Genomic DNA, 19,255 nt, shown 5'->3' on the forward strand with positions numbered 1-19,255 from the left:
ATTCACCCGCCGCGCGACCCTGCATCACTGCCGTGTCGCGGTACGAAGCGCGAAATACAAAGTGCAAAACACCGAATGCACAGCCGCTACTCGTCGTCTTCGACCATCACCGCGACATGCGGCAGATTACGATACTTGCCGGCGTAATCGAGCCCGTAGCCGATCACGAACTCAGGGCCGATCTCGAAACCCGTGTACTTGACGTCGATCGGGATCCGCTGAATGTCCTTCTTGACGAGCAGCGCCGCGATCTCGAGTGACTCCGGGCGCCGGACCCGCAAGCTCTTGAGCAGGTAGTTGAGGGTGAGTCCGGAATCGATGATGTCCTCGACGACGAGAACGTCGCGCCCCGCAATCTCCTGGTCGAGATCCTTGAGGATCCTCACGACACCGGAGGTCTTGGTGGCCGCGCCGTACGAAGACACGGCCATGAAGTCGAACTCGACGGGTATCTCGATGTGACGCGCCAAGTCGGCCAACGTGATGAAGGCGCCCTTCAGGACGGCAATCATCAGCAGATCCTTGCCGGCGTAATCCGCGGATATGGCACGGCCCATCTTGACGAGTGCGGCTTCGATTTCTTCGGCGCTGATGAGCGTCTTCCCGACCTTCACGCATCCTCCCGAGTCGCGCGGACCCAAAGGTAGCGCCTCGTGGCCGAATCCACCCAGCCGAGATCCGCGCGCCGCACACCCGGGACCCACAGGACCTCCTCCCGTGGGCCGACGACCACCGGCCAGACCGGACGGTCGGGCACGGCAACTCCGGCTTCCGCCAGCGTTTCGGCCACGTCCTTGTGGCCACCTGCGATCGCGATCCTGTCTCCAGCGCGCACGGCCCGCACCGTGACCGTGGAAGGGACCGCAGACGCATCGAGGACCTCGACGAATCGGCTCAGGGGGAACGCGGTCGGTGTCGCTTCCGCGACCCATGCCTCGAAGGACCAGGCTCCGAATTCCGTGCGGCCGGGAAGTGTCCAAGCGGCCGACTCGGGAACCGACGCCGCCGCCGGCCGCGAAAGCACGACCAGCGCACGGCGCCGCTCCGCTTCCAGACTGCCGGTCAAGCAGGCTCGCTCCGATACCCCGCGGGCGATATCCAAGATGAGGTGCACGTCGCGGGCGTTGCCTGCGTGCGGGCCGCCGATCATGCGCAACGCCCTGCGAACGGCTCGAGCTGCGATGACAGGATCGACCGTCGCCAGGACGGCCGCCGGCAGCCGAACCGAGGAGGTGGTGACCTCCACGGGCACCCGCTCCGCCTGCCGGTCCAGGTGCTCGTTCTCCGCAGAGAGCGCGTCGGCCGTGCGCGCGAGTGCTCGTTCGAGCGATGGATTGAAGCGCCCCTCGAGATAGGGAATGGCCTCCCGGCGAATGAGATTCCTGCGAGGCCCCGCTTCGAGATTCGCCGGATCTTCGACCCAGGGAACCCCCAGCAGCGTGGCGAGCTCTCGCGTCTGCGATCGTGTCACCTCCAGGAGGGGACGAACGATTCGCCCCCTTCGGCGCGGGATGCCCGCGAGCCCGTCCGGCCCTGCGCCCCTCAGCAGATTGCCCAACACGGTCTCGGCCTGGTCAGCGCGCGTGTGGCCGGTGAGCAGCACCTCTCCCGGATCGAGAGCAGCCTCGAGTGCCCGATAGCGTGCGGTTCTGGCGAGATCCTCCGGTGACGATCCGTGACCGAGGGTCACTTCAACGATGTGCAACGGAATCCCAAGGAACGCAGCGATCGCAACGGCTGCCTCCCGCACGATCGGGGATCCGGTGAGACCATGGTCGACGTGGACGGCGCGCACGGCAGCTCCTGCCTGGAGCGTGGCCCACGCACACACGGCGCTGTCCGGACCTCCCGAGAGGGCGACGACGCACGGACCTGTGGGGATGTCGGCTCTGGCCCGCACCGTGCGGGAGAGCGCACTCAAGCGACGCGAGTCAGCCATCGGATCGGATCGTCGATCTCGTCACGGGTTGGGAGGAACTCGGGACCCCGCCATGCAATGCCGATTGCGTCCCATCCGGCTTCACGCTCGACGGTCTTGATGAAGCGCTCCCCCATCTCGTATTGCTTGAATTTCATCTCCATGCCGGTCAGCCGGAAGAACGCGGCCGCACGCGGATCGTTTCTGCGCTGTTTGAGGATGCTCGACATGCGGGCCTGGGTAACGAGCATTCCTTCGCCGATCCGGTCCATGATGACGTGCCCGTGGCCTTCGAGCAGTGACATCAACGCCTGGACCTTGTCGACGAGTGCCCGCTGGTGGTCGTTCGCGAAGAGTCCGAACAGACCGGTCTCATCGATCAGCGGACGGCCCTCGACGGCGGCGTCTCGAAACTCGCCGGCGATGCGGGCCAAGCGACCGGGCTCCGGCTCGGCCGATGAGATCAGCGCCTCCACGAGGTCGAGGAAGTAGGCGCGCATCCAGGGAATCCCCACGAACTGGAGCCGATGCGTGCACTCATGGAGTGCGAGCCAGAACCTGAATTCCACAGGACGGAACTGTTGACTTCTCTCGAGCGAGAGGATGTTGGCGCCGACGAGATAGACCGTATCTCCGTCCAGCTTGGCGGGCAGGGCCAGCTCGTACTGGCCGAGGACACGCCGGGCCATCACTCCGAGCAACGCTCCGGTCTCTGCGGCCACGACCCTTCGGGCCAGATAGCCGGCACCCTGTCCGAGGGCCCCCAGCCGGGAGAACCGTTCAGAGAGCCGATCCTCGACGGGGGCCATGAGGTGGGCGAAGAAGGCGACGTTCCGCTCTGCCCACTCGGCCCTGGTGACGACCCGGACCTCAGGGATGCCCACCGAGGTGAGCCCGGTCGCCTCTGCGACGAGCGGCTCGGCACGTGCGACGAACTCCGGTGCCTGCAGTTCGAGAAGGCGCTCGTGATAGGACCCCTCGAGGGGGTAGTGCCCGGCAATGGTCGAGGCAAGCCGGGTGGAGACAGCCCACGGAATCTGAGTCGCAGTCACGACAAGTGCAGCCTAGACAGCCGACTGCGACAGCCGACAGCCAAGAACCAACTGGTGGCTCAGTCTCCGAACCCCGGTTCCTGTTCCTTCAAGAAGACTCGCAAGCGGTCCAGGACCTCCTGTTTCGGCTCTTCCCGTACCCGCTCGCGGATGACGACCTTCAACTGTTCTTCGAACCGGAACGCGTCCAGGCATCCGTCGCAGTGTCGAAGGTGGCGCTTGATCTTGGCCGCGTGCACCCATCCGAGCTCATTGTCGAGATACAGGTAGACGCTGGTGATCGCTTCCTCGCAGCTGCGTTTACTCATGATCCGTCCCGGCGAGTCCGTGTTCCCGTGCAAAACTCCACAACGCCCGCTCCAGGGCTTTTCTTCCACGATGGAGCCTCGACATCACCGTCCCGATCGGCACATCCATGATCTCGGCGATCTCCTTGTAGGAAAAACCTTCTACATCGGCGAGGAGCACCGGAAGCCGGAAGTTCTCGGGAAGTGAATCGACCGCCGCTTTGACATCGGCGTCGACGAACCGTTCGAGGACCTCCTCTTCGGCGCTGCGAGCGATCTGGCCCGAATCTCCGATCCGCCGGTAGAGGTACAAGTCCGCGGCGTCACCGAGGTCCATCTCGGTCGGCCGGCGCATCTGCTTGCGATAGCGGTTGATGTAGGTATTCGTGAGGATCCGGTACAGCCACGCCTTCAGGTTCGTTCCCGCCGTGAAGGTGTCATAGGCGCGGTAGGCCTTGAGAATGGTTTCCTGAACGAGATCCTCCGCGTCGGCAGGGTTGCGCGTCATCCGCAGGGCCGCCGAGTAGAGCTGCGGAGCGAATTGCATCGCGTCCTCCTCGAAGCTCTTCTGATCGGCCACGTCCCTCCCGACAGCATCGGCACGCTGACACTACCTGCATCCTTTGGAGAGAACGAGCCGTACGGTGGCCACCATCGGTCGAGACGGTCATCCGGGCGACAGACCGTTCCAGCCTGATGCCGGCGCCGGTTCCGGCCTGTCTCCTCCCCCAGCGAGGGCTTGTCTCCTCCCCCAGGAGGCCGAAGGCCGACGCTGGGGGAGGTGGCCTCGGCGCTCTGGCCGAAGACGGAGGGGGTCCAGGGCCGAGTGTCTACCCCCCTCCGGCTGACGCCGCGGCTGACGCCGTACTCCCCCTTCCGGCTGACGCCGGCCCCGGTCGGCTTCGCCGTACTCCCCCCAACGCTCGCTTCGCTCGCTGGGGGGAGAAATGTTTACCCCGCTCGCTGGGGGGCGAGATGTTTGCCCTGCTCGCTGGGGTGGTCCCGCTACAACCGCACGCGTGGGAAAGCTTGCACCCGATCCGCGACGCTCGCCCCACGGTCTTGGTACAGGGCACGTCGCGATACGAAGTACGAAATACGAAGTACTTCGTACCTGGTACCTCGCACCCGGTACGACAACGCAGCGAACCAAGACGCTGCATGCCGACCGCGAGAACACCGCAAGGGTTGCCTGTCGAGACACTAGGATGCACGCCGCGCCGGAGTAGCTCAGCGGTAGAGCAGCTCACTCGTAATGAGCAGGTCCGGGGTTCGATTCCCCGCTCCGGCTCCGCAGTTCACGTAACCGGAGCCAGCTCGGTGAACAACGTGGCCAGGACGAGCTGAGGACGAAGGTTCGCCCTCAGATCCGGTACCGCCTCCAAGACACGCTCGGCGTTGGCCACCGCGTCCCTGGGTCGAACCAATGCCAGAGTGGCCATGGGCACGTCCCGGTTTCTCACCGGACCGGCATATTGGGCGGATGCGGCATCCGCATACCATGAGGCCAGGATCTCCAAGCCCGCCACCAGCAGAGATCGGGATGCCTGCCGCAGCGCCCGTTCATGGCGGTCCTTCAGCGCCTTGCGGCCGGCGGCGGTGAGATCCACCTCCATGGCAGCGGCCTGCCGCTCACGAATCGCCTCGAGAAGGGGATCGGCGGCACTCATGACCTCTTCGGCGAGGCGGAACGCCACTCCCGGATGCGAGGTCACCTGCAGCGGGACCCCGAGCCAGACATGGCGGAACGCCGCCACCTCCGGACGCTGCGCCAGATCCAGTGCCAGGCCGGGCCGGCCGCCGGCAATTCGCGCAACTTCCCGCGCCTGGTCGGGGTCGACCCCTTGCGTGACCAGAGCGTCGACCAGGTCCTCTTCGCGCAGCCGCCCAAACTGGATCGTCCTGCAACGGCTCGCGACGGTGGCCGGCATGTCCTGTTCGGATTCCGCAACGAGGATGAACACCGTTGAAGGCGTCGGTTCCTCGAGCGTCTTCAGCATCGCATTGGCGGCCTGGTCGGTCATCGAACCTGCCTCGTCGAGCACGATCACTTTCCGATCCCCTTCGACGGGAGCCAGCATTGCCTTGGTGATCGCCGCTCGCGCCTGCACGACAGACAGCGCCGCCTGGCCCTCCGGCTGCACCATGGTCACGTCCGGATGGTTGCCGTTCAAGACACGCCGGCACGTGGTACACACCTCGTCGTGAACTCCGTGTTTCGGACACAGAATGGTGGCGGCGAACCGGCGGGCGACCGTACCTTTGCCCACATTGGAAGGACCGACGAACAGGTATGCCTGTGCGGGACGAACCGCCTCACGTTCGAGCAGTGTGCCGATCGGACCGTGCCCGACGATGCCGTCTAGAAGAGCCATCGATCCCTCAACGCCCTCATGACATCGTCGGCGACGCGCTCGACCGGACGGCTCGCATCGACGGTCAAGAAGCGCATCGGTTCGTCGCAGGCCAACTGTTCGTAGGCGTCGGCGACACGACTCTGGAACTCGAACCCCTGATTCCCGATGCGATCGCCACCATCCTGGCGTGCGAGACCGACCCGTGGCGAGAGTCTGAGCAGGACGACGGTGTCGGGCCAGACCCCCTGCAACCCTGCCTGGTTCACTGCCCGCACTTCATCGAACCCGAGCCGTCTCGCACCGCCTTGATAGGCGAGCGACGAGTAGACGGAGCGGTCGCCGATCACCCAGGACCCCGTAGCGAGCGCCGGGGCGATGACGTCCTCCGCGAGTTGAGCGCGCTGGGCTGCAAACAAAAGCGCCTCGGTCCAGTCGGCCATGTCGTCGCCATGCAGCAGGACGCTGCGAATACCCTCACCGATCGGCGTGCCACCGGGCTCGCGCACGATTACGACGTCGTGGCCGATCTCCCTCAGACGGTCGGCCAGCAGCGCCGCAACGGTGCTCTTGCCTGCACCTTCGATGCCTTCGAGCGCAACGTAGTGACCGATGCTCATTCATGATCCTTTCGACGCCGCCCTCGAATCGAGGGGAAGGTGTCGGAAGCGTCTTCGAGGGAGCGAAGAGCTTCCTCCGAGATGTGGGGCCGCGAGAACGTCTTGCGCATATTCCACAAGGTAATCGCACCGGCAAACACCACCACCGATCCACCCAACACGAGAGCACTGCGAATACCGCTGGAGAATATTCCAGGGAGTTTCCCATCGAGAATCGCGGCGACGAACGCAGCGGCCGAGATCGAGATCAGCAGGGCAGTTCTGGTGAGCGTGTAGAGCGCAGCGAAAGTGCGCCCTCGCAGCTCGTCGGTGACCCGCTCGTGCAGATGGGTGAAACCCATGACGTAGGAGGAGCCGGCCCCGCCGCCGGCCAGCAACGCCCAGAACGCCGCTCCGGCGATCGTCCGAGAGAGCGCCGCAGCGGTGATCGTCAAGCCGGTTGCGACAAGGCTCAACGCGAAGACCACGTCTCGACGAAAGTCGTTCCTCCCCATCGCCGACAGTCCGATCATGCCGAGACCGACGCCGCTCCCGAGCGCCGTCACGAGAATCCCGAATCCGGAGGTCCCGGCACCGAGCACCGAACTCGAGAACGGCTGACCCAGGGCAAAGAAGATACCGGCGCCGAACAGGGCCGTCGCGATGCCGGCGATCACGCTCCTCACGGAACGTTCTCGAAGAATGAACCGGACCCCATCCATGATGTCCCTGAATGGCAGTTTCCAATCCAGCCTGCCCTGGGCCTTCCTGTCTTCACTCACCTCGGGACGGGGGATGGGAATCGTTGCGATCAGCGATGCCGAGAAGATGAACGTGCCCCCATCAACCGCGAAAGCAAGTCCGGTGTTCGACCCGAATGCGCCCAGAACATGGGTCACTTCCGAGATCCTGGCAAAGATCGAGAACGCTGCCGACCCGACCGGGAGCATCCCGTACACCGCGACCAGGCTCAGGCTGTTCGCCCGAACCAGCACCTTCTTCGACACGAGGTTAGGGATGCTGGCTTCGCGCGACGGCCCCCAGAACAACGCCAACACCTCCATGGCGAAGGAGACGAGAAACAGCTGCGGAAGAGTCCGGACGAATACCAGCGACAGGGCGAGCAGCGCCCGGCCGACGTCGCACACGACCATGGTGACCTTGCGGTTGAAACGATCTGCGAGCACGCCGGCGGCGGCACCGAAGAGTCCCGGCAGCATCCGCGCCGTCAACGGAACCAGGATGCCCGTCACTCCGCCGATCGCATCGGCCAGAGCGATCATCGCGAAGAGGGCGACCCAGTCGCCGAAGCTCGACGCCATGCCGGCCCACCAGAGACGCGCGAACGGACCGCGACGCACCAGGCCGAGAGCGCCCGGTGCGGGGTCTCCCTTCCTTTCCATGGGAAGCACGATACTCGGCCAAGTCGACCAGGTGACCACCGTCGAAACACGTCATCGGCGACGCGAACGATGACCGGGAAAACATCACTGCCTTGACTTCTACCCCCGTTCTCTGATAATCATTGCCGCCGTGTCCAAACCACTCATCATCGTCGAGTCACCCGCGAAGGCCCGAACCATCTCCGGATTCCTCGGCTCGGGTTACACGGTCGAGTCCTCGATCGGCCATATCCGTGACCTCCCCTCGAAGGCGTCGGAGATCCCGAAGAAGTACCGGCATGAGGCGTGGGGTCGGCTCGGCGTCAACGTGGAGAAGGACTTCGAGCCGATCTACATCGTTCCCGCGGCGAAGCGGGAACAGGTGCGCAAACTCAAGGGCGCTCTCGCCAATGCAGACGAGGTCTACCTGGCAACCGATGAAGACCGCGAAGGAGAGTCGATCGCCTGGCATCTCCTCCAGGTCCTCAAACCCAAAGTGCCCGTCAAACGCATGGTGTTCCACGAGATCACCAAGCGCGCCATCACAGAAGCGCTCGAACATCCCAGAGAGCTGGACACGAGACTCGTCGACGCACAGGAGGCTCGACGCATCCTCGACCGTCTCTTCGGCTACGAAGTGAGCCCGGTGCTGTGGCGCAAGGTGCAGCCGAAGCTGTCGGCGGGTCGAGTGCAAAGTGTCGCGGTGCGCATCGTCGTCGAGCGGGAACGTCAGCGGATCGCCTTCCGATCCGCGTCGTACTGGGATCTGCTCGGCACCTTCCAGCCGCCTGAAGGCGTCTCATTCACTGCACCGTTGACGACGCTGGACGGCGAACCGGTCGCGTCCGGCAAGGACTTCGATGCACAGGCGAACCTCACCAACCCGAAAGCACTCGTTCTCGATGAGGCCGCATCGCGCATCCTCGCCGACGCCCTCGAAGACGCGAAGGCGATCGTCCGCTCTGTCGAGAGCAAGCCGTATCGTCGCTCTCCATATCCGCCGTTTCGCACGTCGACGCTGCAGCAGGAGGCCGGTAGAAAGCTGCGTTTCTCGGCTTCACGGACGATGCGGGCCGCGCAGCGACTCTACGAGAACGGGTACATCACGTACATGCGTACCGACAGCACGGCGCTCTCGGAAGCCGCGCTGAGCGCGACGCGTCGCCTGATCAGCGACCAGTTCGGCACGGCCTACCTTCCGAAGAAGCCCCGCATCTATCGCAGCAAGGTCAAGAACGCCCAAGAGGCGCACGAAGCGATCCGTCCCGCGGGAGATTCCTTCCGCTCCCCGTCGGACGTCGAGCGGCACGTCGGCCCGGACGAGGCCCGACTCTACGACCTGATCTGGAAACGAACCGTCGCTTCGCAAATGACCGACGCGGTCGGCGAGTCGGTCCAGGTTCGCCTCGAGGCCGACGCGTCCGATGGGCGCACCGCCGGCTTCATCCAGACCGGCAGGGTGATCACGTTCCCGGGTTTCTTGAAGGTCTACGTGGCCGGGAGCGACAGCCCCGACGCCGAACGGGACGACGAGGAACGGCGCCTGCCGCAGCTCGAGGTGGATGAGCGGCTCACCATCGTCGCGATGGAACCGAAGGGGCATGAGACGAAGCCGCCGGCCCGTTTCACGGAGGCCTCCCTGATCCGCCGACTCGAGGAACTCGGTGTCGGCCGCCCTTCGACCTACGCGTCGATCATCTCGACGATCCAGGACCGTGGCTACGTGTGGAAGCGTGGCACTGCCCTGATCCCGACGTTTACGGCGTTCGCGGTAGTCACGCTGCTGGAGCGGCACTTCTCGAATCTGATCGACTACACGTTCACCGCCAAGATGGAGAGTGCCCTCGACCGCATTGCCCGGGGAGAGGAACAAGCGATCCCGTGGCTGACGAAGTTCTACTTCGGGAATGGTTCTGTCGGCCTCAAGGAGATGGTGGAGGGCCCTCTCGACGAGATCGACCCGAGGGAGATCGGATCGATCCCGATCGGTAACGATCCCCATGGAATCCCGCTCGTCGCCCGCGTCGGCCGGTACGGACCGTACCTGGAACGCGACGGCGACAAGGTCTCGATTCCGGACGAGACCCCTCCTGACGAGCTCACCGTCGAAAAGGCTCTGGAGCTGCTCGCCGCACCCGACGACGAACGCACGCTCGGAACAGACCCCGAAACCGGCCTGGAGGTCAGTCTGCGGGTCGGCAGATTCGGGCCGTACGTCCAGCTTGGGGAGCAAGAGGGCACAACGAGGCCGAAACGGGCTTCGCTGTTCAAGACGATGCGCCCCGAGGACGTCACGCTCGAGCAAGCGCTCGAGCTGTTGAGTCTGCCTCGCGTCGTCGGTGTAGACCCGTCCGACGGATCGGAGATCGTGGCCCGCAACGGCAAGTATGGACCGTTCATCAAGAAGGGCACCGAAACCCGCAGCCTGGAGTCGGAAGAGCAGCTGCTGACCATCACGTTGGAAGAGGCAATCGCGCTGCTGGCTCAGCCGAAGCGGCGGCGGGGACAGCGGGCGGCTGCGGCACCACTTCGAGAGGTCGGCACCGACCCGGTTTCCGACAACCCGGTGGTGGTCAAGGATGGACGCTTCGGACCGTACGTCACCGATGGTGTGGTCAACGCCTCGCTGCGTAAGGGCGACGACCCCGAAACGATCACCATCGAGCGTGCCGCCGAACTCCTCGAACTCCGTCGCGAACGGATCGCCGCCAAGGGCTAACGGGTATCCCCGAACCCAGGGCTCAGGGGTACCCATAGGGTACCTACGAGCCCAGGGTTCAACTGTCTTGGAGCGGGCCGATGTTGTAGTCGGCAAGGACCGGACCGTCCGCGCCGAACACGACGTGACTGACCGACGTGTTGCCCGGAGCGATCAGTCTTCGACGATCCTCGTGGTCCAACCCGATGAGGCTCGAACAGAACCCTCGGATAGCGGCGCCGTGCGAGACCACACCGATGAGCCGGCCCTGGTGCGCTCGAGCGATACCGCCGATCGCCTCGGACACCCTGGCAACCATCCCGCTCCAGGTCTCTCCGTCACCGCCCCGGGGGACGTCCTTCCCCTCCTCGTAGATCGTCCGCCAGATGTCAGGCCACCCGACCTTGATCTCCTCGACGCGGTGCCCCTCCCATTCGCCCATCCCCAGCTCCATCAAGCTCGGCACGACGACGGGAGCGCCATCAGCTCGCAGCAGGGCAGCCGTCTCGAGGGCTCGCCCGAGCGATGACGAGTACAGCGTTTCAAAGGTCCCATACCAGCCGGCCAGACGGGTCGCCTGGCGCCTGCCCTCCTCGTCGATGCCGCCATCCGTATGCCCCTGCCAAATGCCCGAATCGTTGGCGGCGGTCCGTCCGTGCCGAACGAGAGCGACGACCGTATCTCCTGCGGCGAGACGTTCGGCCGCCCACCCGGAGACCGGTCCGAGGTGCGTGGTGTCGTTGTAGTGATCGACACGCATCCCTGAGGGCCGCACGGAGATCGTCGTCAGTGACGTGTTGGCCACCCGACCCAAGAACGCAACCGCATCCGGCCGGCCGATCGCGATGGCGACGGCCCGATCGACCACGCCACCGTGCGCGGACACGAGGACACGTCCGGTCCCCTCCATCCTCTCGACGAGACGGTCGATGGCGCCGCCGACTCTGGCGGTGAACTCGGGGAACGTCTCCCCGGTCCCCCCGATCGGCACCGCCTCCCCGCGCCGCAGAGCAGCCATCTCTTCAGGAAAACGCTTGGCAACCTCTGCGATCGGCACACCATCCCATGCACCGAGATCCATTTCCCGCCACGCCGCATCGCGTTCGAACGGGAGGCCGAGCGCACTGATCGTTTGCACGGCTCGTTCCATGTCCGAGCTGACGATCAGATCGAACGGTTCACCTTGGGCGAGGTGCCGGGCCACCACGCGAGCCTGCGCCAGGCCCCTTTCCGACAGAGGACTGGAGGCGCGGCCCTGGATCAGGCCCGAAGCGTTGCCGGTGGACTCACCGTGGCGGAGAAGGACGATTTCCATAGCGGATCAAGGATAGGCGGACCGCGGAATCGCATCGACCGTCCCGGCGCGAACAGCGGGCCTCGCATGAGGCCCGCCGTCTGCCGAACGTCGATTACCTGATAAACGCCGATGCGAAGATCAAGCTGACGACGGTCATCACCTTGATCATGATGTTCATCGCGGGACCGGTCGTGTCCTTGAACGGGTCGCCGACCGTGTCACCGATGACCGCTGCGTAGTGCGCCTCGGAGCCCTTCCCGCCGAACGCTCCGGCCTCGATGAATTTCTTCGCGTTGTCCCACGCACCACCGGCGTTCGTCATGTAGATGGCGAGCAGGAATCCGACGACGAGAGCTCCCGCGAGAAAGCCTCCGAGAGCTTCCGTGTCAACAAACCCGATGGTGAGCGGGAGCACGATCGCCAGAGCACCCGGCACGATCATCTCGCGCAACGCGCCGGCCGTGGCAATGTCGACACACTTCGCGTACTCGGGCTTGACCCCCTCTTTGCCTTCTCGCAATCCGGGGATCTCCCTGAACTGACGACGAACCTCCTCGATCATGCGGAAGGCCGACCGACCGACGGCATTGAGCGTCAGCGCAGCGAACAGGAACGGGAACATTCCGCCAAGGAACAGGCCGATCATGGTCCCGACGTCCAAGATGTTGATCTCGGTGAGTCTCACCGCCTGAACGAACGCCGAGAACAAAGCGAGTGCCGTCACGGCGGCTGATCCGATCGCGAATCCCTTGGCGATCGCCGCGGTCGTGTTCCCCAGCGAGTCCAGAGCATCGGTGCTCTCGCGAACCTCGGGAGGCAGCCCGGCCATTTCCGCAATCCCACCGGCGTTATCGGCAATCGGCCCGTAGGCGTCGACCGAAACGGTGATACCCAGCGTGGCGAGCACGCCGATCGCCGCAACCGCGATTCCGTAGACGCCGCCGCCTGCTCCGAGCCCCCAATCACCGGCCCAGTAGGCACCGCCGATCCCAGCCGCGACGACGATCACACTGAACGCAGAGGAGCGCATCCCCTCCGCGATACCCGAGAGGATCACGGTCGCCGGTCCCGTCTGGGCCTGGCGAGCAATCTCCTTCACGATCTTGTAGCGGTCGGAGGTGAACCACTCGGAGATCTGACCGATCATCAGTCCGACCAGAAGACCGACGAACACGGCGAGGAAGATGCCGAGCGGATTCTTCACCCCGTCGACTCCTCCGAACACCCAGTGGGAGAGCCCGAGCGTGCCGACCGCCGTGATGATGGCTGCCAGGTACGTGCCTCGGTGCAGACCTGCCGCCAGATGCCCTTCGTCGCGAGCCCGAACAACGAACGAGCCGATGATCGACGCGATCATCCCGACCGCCGCAACGGCAAGAGGGAAGATGATTGCACGGTCTCTGAACCCGGCAGACGCGAACACGATCGCCGAGTAGGCGATCGGGGCCACGAGTGAACCGACGTAGCTCTCATAGAGGTCGGCCCCCATGCCGGCGGTATCGCCGACGTTGTCGCCGACGTTGTCGGCGATCACCGCAGGGTTCCGGGGATCGTCCTCGGGAATCCCGGCTTCGAGCTTCCCTACGAGGTCGGCACCCACATCTGCCGCTTTCGTGAAGATGCCGCCACCGACCCTTGCGAACAGAGCAATGGAAGATGCCCCCAGTCCGATGGCCGTCACGATGTCGGCCCACTCAGCGACGTTGAGCCACACCCTGAAGACGAGATATCCAAGCGCCACACCGGCCAGGCCGAGGCCGGCAACGGTGAAGCCCATCACTGCTCCGCCCCGGAACGCGAGGGGCAGCGCCTTGACGACGCCACCGGTGCGCGCAGCTTCGGTTGTGCGACTGTTTGCCGCGGTCGCAACGCGCATCCCGATGAATCCCGCCAATGCGGACAGCAGGGCACCAAAGACGTACGCAACTGCGCCCCACGGTCGTCCCCACGGGAGAAGCCCTGCGATCAGGGCGGCCATCATCACGACGAACACTGCGACCCATGTGTATTCGCGACGCAGGAACGCCATCGCCCCTTCGCGGATCGCGTCGGAGATCTCGACCATCCGGGCGTTACCGCGCGGAGCAGCCAGAACCTGTCTCGAATAGAACACTGCAAGCGCCAGCGCGAGTAGTGCGCTCACTACCGCTGCGTAGACAAAGGACGTTCCTGCCATCGGTGTCTCTCTCCCCATGTAACCGAATGGAGGCGAGTATACGAACACGGCGGCTCGCCTCCAATGTGGCCGGTACTATCCCCGATCGATGCTCCGCACGATCGTTTTCTTGGTCACTTCTGTGCTCGTCCTCGGCGCGTGTTCATCAACTCCGGCCGTGACGACGACGCACTCGGCCGTGACGACGACCGTGGTTCCCACAACGGCAGCTTCGACCACCACGGCGACTGAGCCGCCACCCGCCGTGAGGCTCTACCTGACCGGGGTGCCGGAACCCCTCGCCAGACTCGTCAAGGATCTCTACATCGACGCCCACACTTCGTTGTCGCCTCCCCTCGATCTTCCCCCCGGGCTGAACGCGCTCATCGAGAACTTGGACTCCGGAGAGGGGCTGCTCACGATTCGCGCCGCAGCCGGAATCGGCGAGATCTTCGAGACACCGATCGCAGTGATCACCGCGGGCGACGACGTGATCCTGGCCGTCGCCGACCCGGCGTGGAGGATCGTCGGCGCGAAGCTGGCCCGCTTCGGTATGCCGGCCTCCTACGGGAGTGAGCCGAAGCTCCTTCTCGTCGTCGGTTCCGACGCCCGGCCGGGTGAGGACCCGCTCCGAGCGAGAGCGGACAGCTTGCACATCGTTGCAATGGTTCCTTCGGCCGGGACTGGAGCGGTCGTTGGCATCCCACGCGATTCCTACGTCACGACACCCGACGGGCTCACCGACAAGTTCACGTCCGTCCTCTCGCGCCGCGGTGTCGACACGCTGCTCGCGACCACTCGCGAGCTGACCTCCCTACCGGTCGATGGCTACGTCCTGACCGGGTTTCAGGGATTCACCGGCCTCGTGGACAGCTTCGGCGGGCTTGTCATCGATGTACCGTTCGCGATGGCGGACAGGGCCTCGCAAGCGTTCTTCCAGCCGGGCGAGCAAGTGTTCGACGGAGCCGCGGCTCTTGCCTTCTCCCGGAATCGCCACCTCCGCGGTGGCGACTTCACCAGGAGCCTCGATCAGGGCCTCGTGATGCTGGCCGGTCTCCGGGCCGTGAATCTGCTCGGTGTCCGCCGCCTGCCGGGTCTGCTCGAGCTCCTGACGGACCACACGGCGACAGACCTCGACGCAGCAACGTTGTTGACGATGGGCGCGGCCGTCTACGAATTGGGCCAGGTACCCAACATCGTCGTCGACGGAGTCCCCGACACGGTGAACGGTTCTTCGGTCGTGCGACTGACCGACGACGCACTGGCGACGTTCGAGGATCTTGCCGACGGGACCTTGGAAGGCCCGTGAGCGCCAACCACGGCGAGAACGCTCCCGATGACGCCTCGTTCGAGAAGCTCGTCCGGTCGTGGGCGGAGCATCCCGACTTCGAAGGTGCACCGGCCCATCTGGAGACGATCCCGGCGCGCCAGGCCCTCTTCGAGGATCTCGACCCACCCGTCGCGGATGCCCTGAAAGAGCGGCTCGCAGAACGCGGCGTCGAGCGCCTCTACCGCCACCAGGCACGGGCGATCGCCAACGTCCGGGCCGGCATCAACACGGTGATGGTGTCGGGGACCGCATCCGGCAAATCGCTGGGCTACCAGGTGCCGATCGTCGAGGCGATCCTCGACAATCCCCGCACCTCGGCAATGCTGCTGTTTCCAACGAAGGCTCTCGCCCAGGATCAGCTGCGAAGCTTCCAGGATCTGCGCATCCCCGGCCTGGTCGCCGCCACGTACGACGGTGATACGGCGCCGGATGACCGGACATGGGTTCGGCGCCGTGCGAACGTCGTGATGACTAACCCGGACATGCTGCACGTCGGAATCCTTCCGAACCACGCAGCATGGGCCGACTACTTCCTGCGCCTCCGCTATGTGGTCGTCGATGAGCTGCACGTCCTCCGGGGCATCTTCGGAAGTCATGTCGCCCACATCCTGCGAAGGCTCCGGCGCATCGCAGCTCACTACGGATCGCATCCCACCTTCGTGTTCGCATCGGCCACGATCGGCAATCCCGGCGAACTGGCACAGCGGCTGTCGGGGCTGCCCGTCGAAGTCATCTCCCGGGACGATTCGCCGTCCGGCGAGAAGACCGTCGCGCTGTGGAATCCACCGATGGGCGACAATGATCGGCGTCGTTCTGCCCTGTCGGAGTCGACCGATCTGTTCGTCGATCTGGTCCGCCGGGACAAGCACACGATCGTGTTCACCCGCAGTCGAAAGGCAACGGAGCTGATCTACCGCTGGACGGCCGACCGGCTCGATCCGGATCGGGCGGAGCGCATTGCACCGTACCGGGGTGGCTACCTGGCTTCCGACCGGCGTCGTGTCGAGGCGGCATTGTTCTCCGGAGATCTCATCGGGGTGACGGCAACGAATGCGCTCGAACTCGGCATCGACGTCGGCGGGCTCGACGCAGCGATCATCACGACGTTCCCGGGGACGATCGCCTCCTTCTGGCAGCAGGCTGGAAGAGCCGGCCGATCCAAGGACCGATCACTCGCTGTGCTCGTCGGCGGTGAGGACGCCCTCGACCAGTACTTCATGACCCACCCAGCAGAGCTGTTCACCCGGCCGTCGGAGGCGGCCGTGGTCAACCCGGATAACCCGACGATCCTCGACGCGCACACGGCGTGTGCAGCGTACGAGCTGCCTCTCGACCTTTCCGACCGCGACTTCCTCGGCAGCGATGTGGAAGAGGCGGCGACCCGTCTCGTCGAGGCAGGCGACCTCAAGTTGCGAAACGGCCGCCTGTTCTGGGCTCACCGCCGTCGTCCCGCTCCCGGGGTAAGCATCCGCAGTTCGGGCGGTCATCAGTACCAGATCCTCGACGTCACGTCCGGTGAGCTGCTCGGCACCCTCGAAGAGGTGCGAGTGTTCTCGCAGGCCCATCCGGGTGCCGTCTACCTCCACCAGGGAGACAGCTACCTGGTCGACACGCTCGACACCGAACTCCACGAAGTGCACGTGACTCCTGCAGAAGTCGACTGGTACACGCAGCCTCACGAAGAGAAACTGCTCGAGGTGCTCGACGTCACGGAGTACAGGAGTATCGGTTCCATCCGCCACTCGGTCGGCCGTGTCCTCGTAGAGAGCAGGGTCGTTGCGTACCGGCGAAAGAAGATCGGATCGGGAGACATCCTCTCGACCGAACCGCTGGACCTTCCGCCGGTACGGCTCGAAACGGACGCCGTATGGTTCACCATCCCCGACGAAGTCGTCGACGCCGCCGACGTCGCCGCGAACGAGCTCCCGGGCAGTCTGCATGCGGCAGAGCACGCCGCCATCGGGATGCTCCCCCTGTTCGCGATATGTGATCGTTGGGATCTCGGCGGCCTTTCGACGCCGATGCATCCCGCCACGGCCAACGCAACGATCTTCATTCACGAGGCGTACCAGGGCGGCGCAGGGATCTCACCGGTCGCCTTCGCCACCGGGGAGCGACATCTGCGCTCGACCCTCGAGGCGATCGACTCATGCCCGTGCGAGACCGGCTGTCCTTCCTGCATCCAGTCGCCGAAATGCGGGAACTACAACGAACCGCTCTCCAAGCAGGGCGCAGTCCGCCTCCTGCGAGCCATGCTCTCCGGCGGTCGCTGACCGGACCCCGGGCTCGTTTCGCTTGCTCACGCACGTACTTCGTATTTCGTATTTCGTACTTCGTACCGCGATGCGGCATTGATGCAAGACCGCGGGGCGGACGTAGCGGCTGCTGCTATCGGCTTCGAAAGGTCACAAGACGCAATCGACAGATACGGCATCGATCCCGACGCACCCGACCCGCGCACCTCCTGGCCCGAAATGCGCGAGGACTGAGAGGTCCCCTGTCGTAGGCTCGCTTCGCGAGCGGTACAAAGTACAAGGTACTTCGATAGGCGATGCACCATCGTCGAGGCACATGCCCTGCGGTACTCGGCGGGCTTCTACCGTTCCGTGCGGCCGCCGACCCTCCAATACACCCCTTCTCGGCGGGCCATGAAGCCCTCGTCGACGAGGTACCGGCGCAGTGTCGCGTAGTCGGAGTAGTGGATACCGAGGATGAAGTTCACCTCGACTTCCGGATATCGGACCCCGATTTCGAATTCCTGTGCAAGACGGTCGAGCACGATCCTTCGCTTCGGCCGCTGCGCAGGGATGCTCTTGAGTCGTGTTCCCGTGAAGAAGTGGGAGAGGACCTGTGTCTCTTTCGCCGTCCACGGTCCGGCAATGATCTCAGGTGCCGGTTCGGCCTCGTGCTCGAGTTGCGCCGCGATGGACCGAAGCGTCTCGGGAAGAATCGAAAGGTCGGCTTCGAGAAGCCCGACGCCTCGAAGTCGCCCGATCGCCTTGATCACCTGCACCCGGTCGATGCCCAGCGCCGCGACCAGATCGTCGATCTCGACCCGGCCGAGAATCGCCTGTCCCAGGATCGCCAACCGCACAGGGTCCAGTGCGGCTCGAAGGAAATCGTCTGCGCTTGCCATGGGGACAGGCTACCGACATCGGGCTCAACCGAGGCCTTCGCACCCTCTCTGCAACGCGGCGCACCGGTCGACGGAGTGGGCAACGAGCCGACGACCGGTTGCGATGCCCCTGCATGTCGAAACGCTCAGGGCACCGCCAACGGCACGTACTCGGCTCGCCCCTTTGCTCTGATTCGTCGAGGCCCGAGCCCGAGAACGTCCACCGTGATCTCCGTCACGGTCTCGACGGTTCTCGGAGCCCACGAGCGATCCGGGCGGCACTCGCAGGATACGAGATGAGCACCGTTCGCTTCTGCGAATCGAGCCGCCTCCTCGTACGGATTCGCTCCGAACGTCGCCGGGGCCGCGGCGAGCGCAGCGGCGTCCGCCGCCGTTGCCGCCTGGAACCGGGCAGCGAGCACCTGCCCGGTTCCTCCGATCACGACTCCCAGGACCAGGACGGCAAAGACGACGCCGGCCAGTGCAACCGTGACCGCACCCGCCTCATCGTTCAACGCGCATCACCGCGCTCGATCGCAGACGCACCGTCATGCCGGCGAGCCCGGCAAGCCGCACGGGCAGTGTGACCGTGACCTCTGCGGGCCGTCCCACAACGTGGGGACGTCGCACCTGGACGTGCACGCGGGCCGCGACATCGGGATCGAGCGCACGCCGGACGGCGTCGACGGCCTCGGCAGGATCGGGAGCGGTCGCGGCGCGCCTGGCCCCTTCCCGTGCGGCATTCGCCAACTCGAGCTGGGTACGTGCAACGACTGCGACCTGTGTCACTGCCAGCAGAACCAGCAGAACGACCGGCAGCACGAGTGCGAACTCGACCGCCGCCGATCCGTTCTCGCTCATTTCGCCAGGCCGATGACTTTCTTCAACACGGTTCCGAACAAGCCGGGGAGCAAGCTCGTGTGACTTGCCCACTGGATCAACGACAGCGCGATCGCCGCAGCGGCGAGGATCACGAGCACGTACTCGACGGTCCCTTGCCCTTCTTCTCGCAGCACACACCACTTCCACAACCAGAGCATCCATGCTCCTTTCTCGATGCCGGCTTCC

Annotated in this window: 17 protein-coding genes and 1 tRNA gene; 4 read left to right on the forward strand and 14 right to left on the reverse strand. The window is 65.0% G+C overall.

The window, feature by feature from the left end; genetic code table 11:
* Positions 1 to 86: 86 nt before the first annotated feature.
* From hpt to GWP04_05390, 5 genes are read right to left on the reverse strand one after another with little or no spacing between them, the layout of a single operon-like run.
* Complete coding sequence (gene hpt / locus GWP04_05370) at positions 87 to 557, reverse strand: hypoxanthine phosphoribosyltransferase (GenBank protein NIA24981.1); 471 nt, start codon at positions 555 to 557, stop codon at positions 87 to 89.
* 53 nt (positions 558 to 610) lie between these two features.
* A complete protein-coding gene (gene tilS / locus GWP04_05375) occupies positions 611 to 1,939 on the reverse strand; it encodes a tRNA lysidine(34) synthetase TilS (GenBank protein ID NIA24982.1) in 1,329 nt (442 codons plus the stop codon).
* Complete coding sequence (locus tag GWP04_05380; protein NIA24983.1) at positions 1,918 to 2,970, reverse strand: hypothetical protein; 1,053 nt, start codon at positions 2,968 to 2,970, stop codon at positions 1,918 to 1,920. Before GWP04_05380 ends, tilS begins: the two co-directional genes overlap by 22 nt.
* A gap of 59 nt (positions 2,971 to 3,029) precedes the next feature.
* Positions 3,030 to 3,278, reverse strand: coding sequence for an anti-sigma factor (locus tag GWP04_05385; GenBank protein ID NIA24984.1), 249 nt, complete (start codon positions 3,276 to 3,278; stop codon positions 3,030 to 3,032).
* On the reverse strand, positions 3,271 to 3,804 hold the full coding sequence (locus tag GWP04_05390) for a sigma-70 family RNA polymerase sigma factor (protein ID NIA24985.1): 534 nt from the start codon (positions 3,802 to 3,804) through the stop codon (positions 3,271 to 3,273). The genes GWP04_05385 and GWP04_05390 overlap by 8 nt, the downstream gene beginning before the upstream one ends.
* A 672-nt stretch (positions 3,805 to 4,476) precedes the next feature.
* Between GWP04_05390 and GWP04_05395 the strand changes: the two genes are divergently transcribed.
* Positions 4,477 to 4,548, forward strand: a tRNA-Thr gene (locus GWP04_05395).
* 7 nt (positions 4,549 to 4,555) lie between these two features.
* Here the strand turns inward: GWP04_05395 and GWP04_05400 are convergent.
* From GWP04_05400 to GWP04_05410, 3 genes are read right to left on the reverse strand one after another with little or no spacing between them, the layout of a single operon-like run.
* Positions 4,556 to 5,632 (reverse strand): AAA family ATPase, encoded by a 1,077-nt coding sequence (locus tag GWP04_05400; GenBank protein ID NIA24986.1) that lies wholly within the window; start codon positions 5,630 to 5,632, stop codon positions 4,556 to 4,558.
* Positions 5,620 to 6,231, reverse strand: a complete 612-nt coding sequence (gene tmk, locus GWP04_05405) for a dTMP kinase (GenBank protein NIA24987.1) — start codon at positions 6,229 to 6,231, stop codon at positions 5,620 to 5,622. Before tmk ends, GWP04_05400 begins: the two co-directional genes overlap by 13 nt.
* The gene (locus GWP04_05410; GenBank protein ID NIA24988.1) at positions 6,228 to 7,613 is read right to left on the reverse strand and encodes a hypothetical protein; all 1,386 of its coding nucleotides are present in this window, start codon (positions 7,611 to 7,613) and stop codon (positions 6,228 to 6,230) included. Before GWP04_05410 ends, tmk begins: the two co-directional genes overlap by 4 nt.
* Positions 7,614 to 7,725: 112 nt before the next feature.
* Here GWP04_05410 and topA point away from each other — a divergent pair, with 112 nt between their 5' ends.
* The gene (gene topA / locus GWP04_05415) at positions 7,726 to 10,311 is read left to right on the forward strand and encodes a type I DNA topoisomerase (GenBank protein ID NIA24989.1); all 2,586 of its coding nucleotides are present in this window, start codon (positions 7,726 to 7,728) and stop codon (positions 10,309 to 10,311) included.
* Positions 10,312 to 10,369: 58 nt separating this feature from the next.
* Here topA and GWP04_05420 read toward each other — a convergent pair whose 3' ends face one another.
* Together GWP04_05420 and GWP04_05425 are read right to left on the reverse strand one after the other, a co-directional pair.
* Positions 10,370 to 11,605 (reverse strand): hypothetical protein, encoded by a 1,236-nt coding sequence (locus tag GWP04_05420; GenBank protein ID NIA24990.1) that lies wholly within the window; start codon positions 11,603 to 11,605, stop codon positions 10,370 to 10,372.
* Positions 11,606 to 11,699: 94 nt separating this feature from the next.
* Positions 11,700 to 13,763 (reverse strand): sodium-translocating pyrophosphatase, encoded by a 2,064-nt coding sequence (locus tag GWP04_05425; GenBank protein ID NIA24991.1) that lies wholly within the window; start codon positions 13,761 to 13,763, stop codon positions 11,700 to 11,702.
* 88 nt (positions 13,764 to 13,851) lie between these two features.
* Between GWP04_05425 and GWP04_05430 the strand changes: the two genes are divergently transcribed.
* Together GWP04_05430 and GWP04_05435 are read left to right on the forward strand one after the other, a co-directional pair.
* Positions 13,852 to 15,051 (forward strand): hypothetical protein, encoded by a 1,200-nt coding sequence (locus GWP04_05430; GenBank protein ID NIA24992.1) that lies wholly within the window; start codon positions 13,852 to 13,854, stop codon positions 15,049 to 15,051.
* Positions 15,048 to 17,345 (forward strand): DEAD/DEAH box helicase, encoded by a 2,298-nt coding sequence (locus tag GWP04_05435; protein NIA24993.1) that lies wholly within the window; start codon positions 15,048 to 15,050, stop codon positions 17,343 to 17,345. Before GWP04_05430 ends, GWP04_05435 begins: the two co-directional genes overlap by 4 nt.
* Before the next feature lie 323 nt (positions 17,346 to 17,668).
* Here GWP04_05435 and GWP04_05440 read toward each other — a convergent pair whose 3' ends face one another.
* From GWP04_05440 to GWP04_05455, 4 genes are all read right to left on the reverse strand, one after another.
* Positions 17,669 to 18,208, reverse strand: a complete 540-nt coding sequence (locus GWP04_05440) for a DUF2087 domain-containing protein (protein NIA24994.1) — start codon at positions 18,206 to 18,208, stop codon at positions 17,669 to 17,671.
* 125 nt (positions 18,209 to 18,333) lie between these two features.
* Positions 18,334 to 18,702 carry a hypothetical protein gene (locus GWP04_05445; protein ID NIA24995.1) on the reverse strand — a complete coding sequence of 123 codons (369 nt, stop codon included), beginning with the start codon at positions 18,700 to 18,702 and terminating at the stop codon, positions 18,334 to 18,336.
* Positions 18,692 to 19,048 carry a pilus assembly protein gene (locus tag GWP04_05450; protein NIA24996.1) on the reverse strand — a complete coding sequence of 119 codons (357 nt, stop codon included), beginning with the start codon at positions 19,046 to 19,048 and terminating at the stop codon, positions 18,692 to 18,694. Before GWP04_05450 ends, GWP04_05445 begins: the two co-directional genes overlap by 11 nt.
* A complete protein-coding gene (locus GWP04_05455; protein ID NIA24997.1) occupies positions 19,045 to 19,227 on the reverse strand; it encodes a hypothetical protein in 183 nt (60 codons plus the stop codon). Before GWP04_05455 ends, GWP04_05450 begins: the two co-directional genes overlap by 4 nt.
* Positions 19,228 to 19,255: the final 28 nt, after the last annotated feature.

This window comes from Gammaproteobacteria bacterium (assembly GCA_011682695.1).
Lineage (GTDB): Bacteria > Actinomycetota > Acidimicrobiia > Spongiisociales > UBA4744 > BMS3Bbin01.

Bases quoted from the DNA above. Each gene is read 5' to 3' on its own strand.
- hpt (NIA24981.1), bottom strand. From the start codon at position 557: ATGGGCCGTGCCATATCCGCGGATTACGCCGGCAAGGATCTGCTGATG.
- tilS (NIA24982.1), bottom strand. From the start codon at position 1,939: ATGGCTGACTCGCGTCGCTTGAGTGCGCTCTCCCGCACGGTGCGGGCC.
- GWP04_05385 (NIA24984.1), bottom strand. From the start codon at position 3,278: ATGAGTAAACGCAGCTGCGAGGAAGCGATCACCAGCGTCTACCTGTAT.
- GWP04_05390 (NIA24985.1), bottom strand. From the start codon at position 3,804: ATGCAATTCGCTCCGCAGCTCTACTCGGCGGCCCTGCGGATGACGCGC.
- GWP04_05400 (NIA24986.1), bottom strand. From the start codon at position 5,632: ATGGCTCTTCTAGACGGCATCGTCGGGCACGGTCCGATCGGCACACTG.
- tmk (NIA24987.1), bottom strand. From the start codon at position 6,231: ATGAGCATCGGTCACTACGTTGCGCTCGAAGGCATCGAAGGTGCAGGC.
- GWP04_05410 (NIA24988.1), bottom strand. From the start codon at position 7,613: ATGGAAAGGAAGGGAGACCCCGCACCGGGCGCTCTCGGCCTGGTGCGT.
- GWP04_05420 (NIA24990.1), bottom strand. From the start codon at position 11,605: ATGGAAATCGTCCTTCTCCGCCACGGTGAGTCCACCGGCAACGCTTCG.
- GWP04_05425 (NIA24991.1), bottom strand. From the start codon at position 13,763: ATGGCAGGAACGTCCTTTGTCTACGCAGCGGTAGTGAGCGCACTACTC.
- GWP04_05430 (NIA24992.1), top strand. From the start codon at position 13,852: ATGCTCCGCACGATCGTTTTCTTGGTCACTTCTGTGCTCGTCCTCGGC.
- GWP04_05440 (NIA24994.1), bottom strand. From the start codon at position 18,208: ATGGCAAGCGCAGACGATTTCCTTCGAGCCGCACTGGACCCTGTGCGG.
- GWP04_05450 (NIA24996.1), bottom strand. From the start codon at position 19,048: ATGAGCGAGAACGGATCGGCGGCGGTCGAGTTCGCACTCGTGCTGCCG.
- GWP04_05455 (NIA24997.1), bottom strand. From the start codon at position 19,227: ATGCTCTGGTTGTGGAAGTGGTGTGTGCTGCGAGAAGAAGGGCAAGGG.